Below are 12376 nucleotides of genomic sequence, written 5' to 3'. Positions count from 1 at the left end.
AAATCCTTTGGATTCCTTCTCCCCTCACACATTTGTGTTGCTCTAAGCGGTCGCACTTTGCCAAATGCTTTGCTAAACCCTGTGCGAGAGGGATACTCCAAGCAAGTCTGAAACGTTTCTGCGGTTTGCTGCTGTGGACTTTTGTAAGACTGTGCGGGGGTTGAATACCCAGTAGGTTTAGAAGTGAAAGAGTTGTAATCGTGATTAACAGACGCACACTCCTTGCCGGATTGCTGGCAACCGCTCTGGTTCCAACCACATTGTTTGGGGAAGCGTTCGCCCACCATACGGGCAAACGAAGACGCCGCCGCCGTGTCCGGGCTGCTCGCCGTCGCAAGACGCGCCGGGCGCGTAAGCCGTTTAAGCTGGCTAAACGTTTCCAGCCCCAACGGGTGTTTTTCCGCAATCGCTACAAACGCGGTACGATCGTGGTCGATCCAAGAAATCATTACCTCTATCTGGTTGAAAGCCGCATACATGCCCGCCGATATGGCGTTGGCGTTGGCCGTGCCGGGCTTGCCTTTAAGGGTTCGGCTCGCATTGGCCGCAAGGCGAAATGGCCAAGCTGGACACCAACTGCTGGAATGATCCGTCGTGAGCCGCAGAAATATCTTAAATACAAAGATGGCGTGCCAGGTGGTCCGGGCAATCCTCTCGGTGCACGCGCGCTCTATCTCTACAAAGGAAAGCGCGACACGCTGTTCCGCATTCATGGTACGACCGCGCCTTGGTCCATAGGCCGCTCGGTTTCCAACGGTTGCATCCGCATGGTCAACGATCACGTGATCGATCTTTACAACCGCGTGCCCCGTGGTGCGCGTGTTGTCGTTATCTAATATGTAACACAGTATCGAGGGGGCGAAGACCAAACGGTTTTCGCCCTTTCTTTTGCCGCAGACTGCGGCTACAAGCGGCGCAAATGTAGGCCGTCAGTTCGTGTTCGGCCCCCGCTTCCCTTTTTCAGGCCAGAACCATGACCCTTCGCAACATCGCGATCATCGCGCACGTTGACCACGGCAAAACCACACTCATCGATGTTTTGCTCAAGCAATCCGGCACGTTTCGAGACAACCAGCAGGTTGACGAGCGGGCGATGGATTCCAACGATCTGGAAAAAGAGCGTGGCATCACCATTCTCGCCAAGGTCACATCGATTCAGTGGAAAGACTCCCGCATCAACATCGTTGATACGCCAGGCCACGCCGATTTTGGCGGCGAGGTCGAGCGTATCCTCAACATGGTCGACGGCGTGATCATTCTGGTGGACGCCGCTGAAGGCCCGATGCCGCAGACGAAATTCGTGCTGCAAAAGGCGCTGAAACTGGGCCTGAAACCCATCGTGGCGATCAACAAGATCGACAAGCCCGATGGCCGCCCCGACTGGGTGCTTGACGAAGTGTTCGATCTGTTCGGCAATCTCGACGCCAATGAAGAGCAGCTTGATTTCCACGTGCTCTACGGCTCCGCCAAACAGGGCTGGATGGCGAAGGATGCCGAAGGCCCGAAAGAAGATATGGCACCGCTGCTCGATCTTGTGATGGAACACGTGCCGGAGCCTGCTATCGAAGAAGGCGATTTCCGCATGTTGGCCACGACGATTGAGGCCAACCCGTATCTTGGTCGCATTCTGACTGGCAAAATTACGTCCGGCGTCGCAATTCCCAACCAGGCAATTCATGCGCTCAACCAAGACGGCGAGATCGTTGAGCAGGGTCGCATCACGCAGGTGTTGTCGTTTGAAGGTCTTGATCGCAAACCTGTAACGGACGCCAAGGCCGGCGACATCGTCTCGATTGCCGGTCTGACGAAAGCAACGGTTGCTGATACGCTCGTCGCGCCTGGCATCAGAGAACCGATCGCTGCGCAACCGATTGATCCACCCACGCTTTCTATGACGTTCCGCGTCAATGACGGTCCGCTGGCCGGTCGTGAAGGCTCCAAGGTGCAAAGCCGCGTTATTCGTGATCGTTTGATCAAGGAAGCGGAAGGCAATGTGGCTTTGAAAGTCACCCAGCTGCCAAATTCCGACGCTTATGAAGTGGCGGGTCGGGGCGAATTGCAGCTGGCGATTTTAATTGAACAGATGCGCCGCGAAGGTTTTGAGATGACCGTTGGTCGTCCCCGCGTGTTGATGCAGGAAGACGAGAACGGTGTGAAAATTGAGCCTATTGAAGAGGCCATCATCGATGTTGATGAGGACTTTTCCGGTGCTGTGGTCGAGAAGCTCTCCCAGCGCCGCGCTGATCTGGTGGAAATGAAACCATCGGGTGCCGGTCGCACACGGTTGGTGTTTCATGCACCAACACGCGGTCTGATCGGCTATCTTTCCGAATTGATGACGGACACGCGCGGCACAGCGATCTTCAACCGCACGTTCCTCGAATATCAGCCTTATCGCGGCGACATCCCGCAGCGCCACACGGGTGCACTGATTTCCAACGGCGACGGCGAAGCGGTGGCTTTCGCCATGTTCAACCTTGAAGACCGTGGGCCGATGATCATTCATCCTGGCGACAAGGTCTATCAGGGCATGATCGTGGGCGAACATGCGCGCGGTAACGATCTGGAAGTCAACGTGTTGAAGGGCAAGCAACTCACCAACATGCGATCATCCGGCAAGGACGAAGCGGTGAAACTGACCCCGCCAATCAAGATGACGCTGGAGAAAGCGCTTTCCTACATCACCGATGGCGAACTTGTGGAAGTGACCCCGGAAAACATTCGCCTGCGCAAGCGCGAGCTGGATCCCATCGAGCGCAAAAAGCAGATGCGGGCAGCGCAGTCGGCAGCGGCTGGCGGTTGATTGGAACTATTCAAACAGGCTTTTGAAGGTTTCAATGTTGGCGCGAAAGCCAGCTTCGAAATCGCCATCGCCTGAGTGGTAGACGCTTTCAAATGAGATGACGCCCTCATAGCCGTCTGCCCTCAGGGCTTTGGCTATTGGCTGAAAATGCGGGGCCAATTGGCCTTCGCCAATGGGGCGGATTTCCAGCGTGGCCGACGGTGGATCGGCAAACACGTCCTTGATGTGAATGTGGCCCAGATAGCCACCGCGCAGGGCATCGTAGCCGCGCGGGTATGCTTCCTCCTTGCACCAGCAATTGTTGGCCGGGTCCCATAAAACCTTCAGCACGTCTTTTGCATCCAGATCATCAATCAACCGCCGGGCTGTTGTCGCTGAATTCACCATCGTGCCGTTGCCTGTCTCCACCACAAGCGTCACGCCTTCCGAGCGCGCGAGTTCAACCGCAGGTGCGATGAGAGGAAGCTGCGCCTCCCATGCGCCGTGGGCGACATTCCATTTTTCTGCGCCGTTGTGGCCCCACAGGATCTGTTCTTTCTTGCCCGTCATGATGCGTACGGTTTGGCAATCGAATTGATGGGCCATGGCGATGCAGCGCTTCAGCGCGTCCATGTGTTTCACATGGGTTGGGTCGCCCGGCTTGGAAGATGCCATGACCATGCCTGCAAACAGGTGCCGCGAAATGCACGAAACGCGCTTTTGGTGGTGGCGAATGGTTTCTAACGCGCTTTGCCGCTCGCTTGCATCCAAATCGCCAACCTCTTTGTCGCCGATAAATTGAAGCTCCGCCCATTCCAAATCGTATTCGCTCATGACACTGCAAGCGTGGCCAAGATCGCGTGAAATTCCATCGGTGATGACGCCCAGTTTCATGGGTCTACTTTCTCAGGCCCGTGCCGATGATTTCCTCCGTCACCTTCGCCACGACTTGATTGTCGCCGTCTGGGTGGCGGGTGCGGCCAGCTGCGAAGAGCTGCATGGCGGTGGCTGCGGTGAAGAGTGGCACGCCCAGATCCTGCGCCAGATCGAGCGAGATCGTGAGGTCTTTGTGCATCGTGTTGATGTGGCTTCCGGTCTTTTCAAACGTGCCTGCAATGACGTTGGACACCGCCGCGTTGGTGATGCCGCATCCGGCTGCAGACGTGGAGAAGACGCGGTTCAAAGCATCTGCATCCACGCCCGCTTTGGCTGCCAAGCCGCAGGCCTCAAACGCGCCGGTGAAGATGGATCCGATGAGCGCCTGCAAGCAGGCTTTCATGGTCTGACCTTCACCAATTTCGGTGCCAACTGTGTGGATCGTTGCGCTGATTGCCTCCATCGCGGGGCGGGCCGCGTCGAGCGCTTCCCGCTTGCCTGCCGCCATCAGTGTCAGCGTGCCGCCTTCCGCGCCTGGCCGGCCACCGCTGACAGGGCTGTCTACAAGACGCAGATCTGCGTCTTTCAACCGGGCCGCAATTGCCTTGGCTTCTTTCGGCTTGATGGTCGCGGTGAGCACAATGGTGGAGCCGGGTTTGAGGGTGGAGAGAAGCCCGGCTTCATCTGCACCGTTGCCGAAGATTGCGGTTTCAACCTCGCCCCCGTTCATCACCATGATGAAGACCGTATCGGCGTGCTGCCCCACATGGGCGGCGCTTGCTTCTTCCATGCCACCCATCGCGCCAAAGGCCTTCATTCGCTCCGGCTTCAGATCAAATCCGTGAACAGTGAATCCGCCCTTGATGAGATTGGCGGCGAGGCCAGACCCCATATCCCCGATACCGATAATTCCCGCGATTGGCATAGCGTCCTTCTCCCGTTTGAAAGAAGTATGGTGAGACGCGGTCGCTTTGACCAGACTTTGTCGTCAGCGCCCTCATGCTTCTCCCCTTCGTGCTGCAAGCCATTCGCTGCTTTGCATTTCGCGCAACCGAGAAATTGTGCGATCGAATTCGAAGGCTTCGGTGCCGTGGGAGACGGGATAGAGTTCTGACGGCCGCGCTTGCGCTTCAACGATCAGGGTGCGCTTGGCGTCGTAGAGCGTGTCGATCAGGGCGATGAAGCGTTTGGCGGCGTTGCGGTCGGCCTCGTCCATCACGGGCACGCCTTCCAGCGCGATTGTTCTGAAATGCTCCGCAATCGTCAGATAATCGCCCGCACCGCGCGCTTCACGGCAGAGCGAATCAAAAGAGGCTCGTAGCATCGCGCCTGAGGTTCTGGGGAATCTAAGGGTTCGACCTTTGACGGAAAGCGCGATCTCCGTTTCGACCGCACCGCCAAGCATGGCTTGCCAAAGCGCGTCAAATTGTGCTGCTCGGTCGTTGCCAGTGAGATAGACGTCGCCATTGACCAGCATTTCCATGCGATAGTCGGTTTGCGAAGCCAGATGCAGCACGTGCATGCGGTTTTTTAAAAGCTCGATAAAGGGCAGGAACCATGATCGGTTCAACCCGTCTTTGTAGAGATTGTCCGGCTCGACATTCGATGTGGCGACAACGGTGACGCCGTTATCCATCAACTGCGTGAACAGCCGCGCCAAAATCATCGCATCGGCCACATCGGTGACCGCGAATTCATCGAAACACAACAGCCGTGCCTGTTTTGCGAGGTCGGCAGCGATGGGTGGGATGGGGTCGGCGTCCTGGTTCTTGGCGCGCTTTGCGTCTTGGCGGAAAGCGTGGATGCGGGAATGGACGTCCTGCATGAAACCGTGGAAATGGATGCGACGCTTGTCCTCAACGGGTGCCAGCTCAAAGAACAGGTCCATCAGCATCGTCTTGCCGCGTCCGACACCGCCCCAGATATAGAGCCCTTGGGGCGTGTTTGCGTCCATTGGCTTGTTGCGCCCAAACAGCCAGCCAAGCGCACCTTGTTTTGACGCACGGGGGCGGACAGAAAGTTGACCCAATAAAGAATCCAGCGCCGCAATGGTCTCGCGTTGGGCCGGATCTGCCTGCAATTCACCGGTAGCAATAAGCGCGGTGATTTCGTCGCTAAGTTGCGAGGTCGGAGCCGCTGTTTGAGACTGCGATTGGTCCGTATTGGTCATCGTTCAGCCAAACCACGCAAGCGGGCAAATTGGCAAGAGCGGAAAGACGTTGTCCCGAACTGCTTAGCGCGAGAAGGTCAGACCGCCGCCGCTGTAACGTTCTTCGCCCGTGCGTCGCAGGGAAGCGATTTGCTTGCCGCCGTCATCGTAGAGCAGAACTTGATTGTTGGTCACATTCCACGAACTCACATTGCCAATGCCAACGCCACCGCATTGGCGACCGGCAGCGCGGAAACCGCTGCCCCATTTGGTGAGTGCCAAGAAGATATCGCAGTTTGAACCGCCACCGCTGACGGTCCATCTGCCGATCAAAGCCTGCCGTGTGACAGGTTGGCTTGATTGGACCGGCGCTGGCGATGGCTCAACATTCGCGAGTTGATCTGGCGGCTGGCTTGACGACGGTGCTTCTGGCACTGCGGTTTGCGGCGCAGGAACAGCAGTTTGCGGCGGAGCGGTTTGAACGGGTGGTGGTGGTGGCGTTGGTGAGGCCGGCTGCAACTGACCGCTTTGCACCCGCGATGTGGGTGTTGGTGGGAGCGGATCAGCTTGGTTGCTCGATGAGGAGAACAAGCCAGCCTGGTTAATATCGCTCGTGCGGGTACAGCCGGTCATAGCGACGGCCAGTCCAAGCGCTGCTAGAGCCGCCCATGTTGTTGGTTTCGCGTGGCTTGATGCCCGCTTAATATCAGTCGTGGAAGCCGAAACTACCATGCGTATGCTCCTCGAAACGCCACGCCCTGCCGCCGCGATTTGTTTGTGTCGGCCCGAAACCCTTCGAACCTTAACCTTATTTCCGTGCAACTATGCCTCAACAGCACTGTTTACGCGTTCATTTGCTTTCCTATGGTTAACCGAGAGCCAGATCAAGCGCCACCTATTGGCGCTGTCGCCTTCGATTAGCGATATTTGGCTGCTGTGATAAATTCGCCGAACGTCTCACACCAGATAATGACACTGTTGTAACTGCTGACATCAATGCCATCCGGCACATCCAGAACGAAACCGTTGAAGGTTTTCACGCTGCCAATCTCTATTGCCTGTTCTTTGATTGCGTTGAACGGGTCTTCATGATCCGCGAAGTCAGGCGCGAGATAGAGGCGGTAATCCGGCCCCGGTGCCAGCTTGCCCTCGTGGACGATCTTGTCGCCCGAAATGCTGATTTTTCCCTCGCCCCAATGCAAGAAATCACTACCCGGCAATTGGCGGGTGAAGTTTGCAGTATATTGGGCTCCTGCTGCCTGTTGTTGCAGGGTTGCGCTATCCGGCGCCGGTGGAGCGGTAAGAATTGGCAAAAAATAGATGCCAAGTGCGAAGCCGATTGCCAGCATCGCGCCATGAGTGAAAAAAGCCAGAATAATACGCATGTTGAAACCTCCTAAAGTGAGGTTTCGGGCTTAAAGCTCTCTTATGTCCACAAAATGGCCGTGAATACCTGCAGCCGCCGCCATTGCCGGGCTGACAAGATGCGTGCGGCCTTTGAAGCCCTGACGGCCTTCAAAGTTGCGGTTTGATGTTGAAGCGCAACGCTCCTCGGGCTTCAGGCGGTCGTCGTTCATGGCCAGGCACATTGAGCAGCCCGGCTCGCGCCATTCGGCTCCGGCCGCGATGAAGATCTTGTCCAGCCCTTCCTTCTCAGCCTGCGCTTTCACCAGCCCCGACCCCGGAACAACCATGGCGGAGACACCTTCGGCAATTTTCTTGCCTTCCATGATCTTTGCAGCCGCGCGCAAGTCTTCAATACGGCCATTGGTGCAAGAGCCGATCCAGACGCGGTCAATCTTGATATCGGTGATTTTGGTGCCCGGTGTCAGGCCCATATAGTCAAGCGCGCGTTGCTTGGAGGTACGCTTGTTTTCGTCCTGGATCAGAGCAGGGTCTGGCACTTCACCGGTCACCGCGATGACGTCTTCGGGCGAAGAACCCCAAGAAACGATGGGGGTGAGGTTGTTGGCATCCAGCGTGATGACCTTGTCGAAATGGGCATCTTCGTCGGATTTCAGCGTCTTCCAATAATCGAGCGCCATGTCCCAAGCCTTGCCGGAGGGGGCTTTCGGGCGACCTTTGATGTATTCGAAGGTTTTCTCGTCAGGTGCGATCAGGCCAGCGCGCGCGCCGCCTTCAATCGTCATGTTACAAACCGTCATGCGGCCTTCCATCGACAGCGCCTCAATGGCCGAACCGCAGAATTCGATCACGTAGCCTGTGCCGCCAGCCGTGCCGATTTCGCCGATAATGGCGAGGATGATGTCTTTGGCGGTCACGCCATTTCCAAGATCGCCGGTCACCTCGACCTTCATGTTCTTGGCTTTTTTCTGGATCAGCGTTTGCGTGGCGAGCACGTGCTCAACCTCTGATGTGCCGATGCCGTGGGCCAGCGCACCGAAAGCGCCGTGGGTGGATGTGTGGCTGTCGCCGCACACGATCGTCATGCCGGGCAGGGTGAAGCCTTGCTCGGGGCCGATGATGTGGACGATGCCCTGGCGGTTGTCTGTCTCCGAGAAATATTCGACGTTGAACTCGGCTGCGTTCTTGGCGAGTGCCTCAACCTGAATGCGGCTCTCTTCGTTTTCGATGCCATTGGCGCGGTTTGTGGTTGGGATATTGTGGTCAACCACGGCCAGTGTCTTCTCCGGTGCGCGCACGGTGCGGTTGGTCATCCGCAGGCCCTCAAAAGCCTGTGGGCTTGTCACTTCATGGACAAGATGCCGGTCAATATACAACAGGGCTGTGCCATCTTCGGCCTCGTGAACCAGATGATCGTTCCAGATTTTGTCATAAAGGGTCGTGCCGGCCATTTTTGCGTTCCATACTGACTTCGGGATAGGGCATTTGTGGTGCCCACATTTTCACAACAGGATATGCGCAGGCTGATGCCAAACGTCAAGAATGAGAACGTAATGTTGGGGTGTGCTGACAATGATTGAGTGGTTGAGCGGTCTTTTGTGCCTCTGGCTCGGTATTTGTGGGCAACAGGGCGCAAGCGGCACCTGCCGGGACGTCGTCCATGACAGCAACAAGCATGTCGTGTGCTCTTATCGGTTGGCGCAGGTGTCGGTTGAGATGTTTCATTCCGATAAAAACAAGAAGCCCTATGGCAGCCTTGCGCCGCTGAAACGCCAGCTAGACCGCACGCCGCTCATGCTTGCCAATGGTGGCATGTATCACGAAAATCTAGCGCCGGTTGGTTTGTATATCGAACGAGGTCGGCAGTTCGTGGGGGCTTCCACCAAAGGTGGCTGGGGAAATTTTCACCTTTTGCCCAATGGAGTCTTCTGGATTGATGGCGACAGGGCGGGGGTGAGCGAAACCAAGGCGTTTCTGCGCCGCTCGATCAAGGTGGCGCATGGGGTGGATTACGCTACGCAATCCGGGCCAATGCTGGTGATCGACGGCAAACTGCACCCGCGGTTCTTGAAAGATTCAACCAGCAAGAAAATTCGAAACGGCGTTGGTGTCTCTGCTGATGGGCAATGGGTGCATTTTGCCCAATCGCGTGGGCTAGTGACGTTTTGGTCGTTCGGCACGCTGTTTCGTGATGTGCTGGAAACGCCCAACGCGCTGTTTCTTGACGGCAGCATTTCCACGATGGAAGCAGGCGATTATCGGCTGGGTGGATGGCGGCCCTTGGGGCCGATCATCGGGGTGTTTGCGCGCTAAGCCTTTGCGTTTCGCTGTTGCACCCACGGCAGCAAGAACAAGCCAATCAGGAACAGCGGTATCAACGGCATGATGCCGATACGTTGGTTGCCGAAGAAATCGGTCGCCATGGCGATCATGGCGGGCGCGAGGAAAGAACTGGCGCGGCCTGACAGGGCGTAGAGGCCGAAGGCTTCGGTCATGTTGTCGTCGTCTGCCTGGTCAGCCATCAGCGTGCGCGACGATGCCTGCAGGGAGCCTCCGGCTGCACCGATCAAAGCGCCGCAGATGTAAAACGCGATATCTGCGGGGGCAAAGCCCGGGCCGCTGTCTGCGACGGGAATATAGAGCACCATGTCGCGGTCTGTTGTCACAATGATCAGGCAGACAACGATGAGCATCAAAATGGAGGTGGTCACAACCATTTTGGGCCCGAAGCGATCATCAAACTTCCCGCCCATCCACGCTCCCAAAGCGCCGGTGAGCGCCGCCAGAATGCCGAACAGGCCGAGCTGTGTTGCGCTCCACTGGAGCACACCACCGGCATAAATGCCGCCGAACGCGTAGAGGCCATTCAGCGCATCGCGGTAGAACATGGATGAGCCGAGATAGGCGAACAGGCTTGGTGTTTTGGGCAAGGAGCGGATCGTCCTCATCAGGTCTGATAGACCCTTTGACACTGCACCCGCCACTTTTTCGCGCCTTGGCGCGTCCGGCGTGAACAGGAAGAAGGGAATGACGAAGATAAGAAACCACAAGCCCGTGAGCGGACCTACAGCGCGTTGGCCGCCAGATGCGATGGCATCGAGGCCCAAAATGGGGGGGATGCCGATCAGGGTGACACCGCTGCCGGGTGATGATTCCACCAACAAAAGCAGCACGAAGATGAGGCTGACCACGCCGCCCAGATAGCCCAGCGCCCAGCCATTGCCCGAAAGACGCCCCAGCTCTTCGCGGGGCACGAGGTCTGTCATGACCGCGTTGTTGAAAACGGAAGCGAAACTTTCGCCGAACAACGCGATGGAGAAGAAGACGAGAATCCAAAAGACCATGCCAGCGCCACCCGGCTCCGCGAACCACAAGAGGCATGAACCGATGACGAAACAGGCGCCGAAGAATGCCATCCACGGTTTGCGCGGTCCTGTTGCATCCGCGATGGAGCCGAGAACGGGTGACAGAATGGCGATGGTGACACCGGAGATTGCCAACATCCAACCCCACATGACCTGGCCGGTCTCCGGGTCTGGTGCGACTTCGGTGGCGAAGTAACGGGCAAAGAAAAAGGTGATGAGCAAGGTGTGAAGCGGTTGCGCTGCCCAATCGAACAGCATCCAGCCCCAAATTCCTTTTTTGGTCACCTGGGCTTTTTGGCCGACGCCGGGTTTAGTCAACGGTTCTGCTGTGTTGAGGCTCATTGCCCATTTTCCGCATTCGATTCGATTTCAACCAATACCGTATTTGGACTTTATTAATAATACTTGTCGAATTCAGTCGCCCAGATCGCGCTGCATGTACACGACATCGAGCCATCGCCCGAACTTGAACCCTACGCGCTCCAATCTGCCAACCTGGCGGAAGCCGCAAGCTTTGTGCAGGCCAACGGAGCCGTGGTTTTCGCTATCGCCAACACCGCCAATCATTTGCGTTTTGCCGAGAGCTTTGGCGCGGTCGATTAATTCTTCCAGCAAGGCCTTGCCGATGCCCCGCCCCCGTGCGGCTTCGTCGATGTAAATGGAATCTTCCACCGTGTTGGCATAGGCGGCGCGGGGTTTGAAGGGGCCGAAATAGGCGTAGCCGATCACCGCGCTATCTTTCTCAAAGACAATCCATGGCATGCCTGCCTGTTGGATGGCGCTCATGCGGGCTGCCATTTCGTCTTGCGAAGGCGGCTCTATTTCAAAGCTGCCCGTGCCTGTCAGAACGGCATGAGCATAGATCGCCGTTATGGCGGGCAAGTCTTCTGCTGTGGCGTTGCGTATCGTCATGGGCGCAGCGTGGCGGGGCGTTGTGCAACAGGCAAGAAAAAAGGCGCCTCCCGAAGGAAGCGCCTTTCCAAAAGTTCGTTTGAACCGTCGCTTATTCCTGATTGCCCATGAAGGAGAGCAAGAACTGGAACATGTTGACGAAGTTCAGGTAGAGGCTCAACGCGCCCATGATGGATGACTTGGCCATCATTTCTGCATGACCAGCGACCACGTCATATTCATGTTTCAGGCGCTGTGTGTCCCAAGCGGTCAGACCAGCGAAGATCAGTACCCCAATGGCGCTGATTGCGAACTGGAGTGCCGAAGATGCGAGGAACAGGTTTACGACCATCGCAATAATCAGGCCAATCAAGCCCATCATCAGGAATGTGCCCATGCCCGAAAGCGAGCGCTTGGTGGTGTAGCCATAGAGGCTAAGACCGCCGAACGCTGCTGCCGTGACGAAGAATGTCTGCACGATCGACCCAGGAGTGTAGATCATGAAGATGTACGACATCGAGACGCCCATCAGCGTAGCGAACGCGTAGAACAGGCCCGTCATTGCTGGCTTGGACAGTTTCTGCAGGCCGAACGACAGCACCAAGATGAATGCCAGTGGGGCCAACATGATCACCCATTTGAGCGGTGAGGTGTAAACCATTGCGCCAAACTGGGTCAGCATCGTGTTGCCGACCTGGCCCACAGCGTTTGCACGATCCGTGGTCGAGGCGAGGTTGGCTGTTGCTAATGCCGCGATGCCGGTGACGGCCAAAGCGGATGCCATGTAGTTGTAGATGCCCAGCATATAGCTGCGCAAACCCTGGTCGATATCGGCACGCGTCGCGGTTCCCGCGGTTTGCATGCGCATTTGCTCTCTAAGATCGGCCATTTAGCTCCCTTTCCGAAGAAAATCCGCGCTTTTTCCCAAGGCTGCGGATCAGTTGTGAC

At 56.9% G+C, this 12376-nt stretch carries 12 protein-coding genes; 3 read left to right on the top strand and 9 right to left on the bottom strand.

Going from position 1 to position 12376, the window contains the following annotated elements; translation table 11 throughout:
- Positions 1-197: 197 nt before the first annotated feature.
- Entirely contained in the window at positions 198-836 is a 639-nt protein-coding gene (locus tag ACFQ14_RS09800; protein WP_449301304.1) for a L,D-transpeptidase, read from the top strand.
- 137 nt (positions 837-973) lie between these two features.
- Positions 974-2803 (top strand): translational GTPase TypA, encoded by a 1830-nt coding sequence (gene typA, locus ACFQ14_RS09795; RefSeq protein ID WP_377212554.1) that lies wholly within the window; start codon positions 974-976, stop codon positions 2801-2803.
- 6 nt (positions 2804-2809) lie between these two features.
- Here the strand turns inward: typA and ACFQ14_RS09790 are convergent, their stop codons facing one another.
- The 6 genes from ACFQ14_RS09790 to leuC all read right to left on the bottom strand — a co-directional run bounded on the left by ACFQ14_RS09790 (position 2810) and on the right by leuC (position 8623).
- On the bottom strand, positions 2810-3676 hold the full coding sequence (locus tag ACFQ14_RS09790) for a sugar phosphate isomerase/epimerase family protein (protein ID WP_377212553.1): 867 nt from the start codon (positions 3674-3676) through the stop codon (positions 2810-2812).
- 4 nt (positions 3677-3680) lie between these two features.
- Positions 3681-4583: an NAD(P)-dependent oxidoreductase gene (locus tag ACFQ14_RS09785; RefSeq protein WP_377212552.1), complete on the bottom strand. Its 903-nt coding sequence runs from the start codon at positions 4581-4583 to the stop codon at positions 3681-3683.
- A 72-nt stretch (positions 4584-4655) separates the two neighbouring features.
- Positions 4656-5828, bottom strand: a complete 1173-nt coding sequence (gene zapE / locus ACFQ14_RS09780) for a cell division protein ZapE (protein ID WP_377212551.1) — start codon at positions 5826-5828, stop codon at positions 4656-4658.
- 63 nt (positions 5829-5891) lie between these two features.
- The gene (locus tag ACFQ14_RS09775) at positions 5892-6539 is read right to left on the bottom strand and encodes an AprI/Inh family metalloprotease inhibitor (protein WP_377212550.1); all 648 of its coding nucleotides are present in this window, start codon (positions 6537-6539) and stop codon (positions 5892-5894) included.
- Between the two features lie 185 nt (positions 6540-6724).
- The gene (locus ACFQ14_RS09770; RefSeq protein WP_377212549.1) at positions 6725-7192 is read right to left on the bottom strand and encodes a DM13 domain-containing protein; all 468 of its coding nucleotides are present in this window, start codon (positions 7190-7192) and stop codon (positions 6725-6727) included.
- Positions 7193-7222: 30 nt separating this feature from the next.
- Positions 7223-8623: a 3-isopropylmalate dehydratase large subunit gene (gene leuC, locus ACFQ14_RS09765; RefSeq protein ID WP_377212548.1), complete on the bottom strand. Its 1401-nt coding sequence runs from the start codon at positions 8621-8623 to the stop codon at positions 7223-7225.
- A 121-nt stretch (positions 8624-8744) separates the two neighbouring features.
- Here leuC and ACFQ14_RS09760 point away from each other — a divergent pair, with 121 nt between their 5' ends.
- Positions 8745-9485 carry a phosphodiester glycosidase family protein gene (locus ACFQ14_RS09760; RefSeq protein WP_377212547.1) on the top strand — a complete coding sequence of 247 codons (741 nt, stop codon included), beginning with the start codon at positions 8745-8747 and terminating at the stop codon, positions 9483-9485.
- On the opposite strand, the gene ACFQ14_RS09755 is transcribed toward ACFQ14_RS09760, so the two are convergent.
- The 3 genes from ACFQ14_RS09755 to ACFQ14_RS09745 all read right to left on the bottom strand — a co-directional run bounded on the left by ACFQ14_RS09755 (position 9482) and on the right by ACFQ14_RS09745 (position 12317).
- Positions 9482-10879 (bottom strand): MFS transporter, encoded by a 1398-nt coding sequence (locus ACFQ14_RS09755; RefSeq protein WP_377212546.1) that lies wholly within the window; start codon positions 10877-10879, stop codon positions 9482-9484. The genes ACFQ14_RS09760 and ACFQ14_RS09755 overlap by 4 nt on opposite strands.
- A gap of 72 nt (positions 10880-10951) precedes the next feature.
- Positions 10952-11449 (bottom strand): GNAT family N-acetyltransferase, encoded by a 498-nt coding sequence (locus tag ACFQ14_RS09750; protein WP_377212545.1) that lies wholly within the window; start codon positions 11447-11449, stop codon positions 10952-10954.
- Between the two features lie 91 nt (positions 11450-11540).
- Entirely contained in the window at positions 11541-12317 is a 777-nt protein-coding gene (locus ACFQ14_RS09745) for a Bax inhibitor-1/YccA family protein (protein ID WP_377212544.1), read from the bottom strand.
- Positions 12318-12376: the final 59 nt, after the last annotated feature.

Source organism: Pseudahrensia aquimaris (assembly GCF_042676045.1).
In the GTDB taxonomy this organism is placed as follows: Bacteria; Pseudomonadota; Alphaproteobacteria; order Rhizobiales; family Rhizobiaceae; genus Pseudahrensia; species Pseudahrensia aquimaris.
Note: the sequence above shows the minus strand (reverse complement) of the source record. Positions and strands in the feature narration are given on the sequence as shown.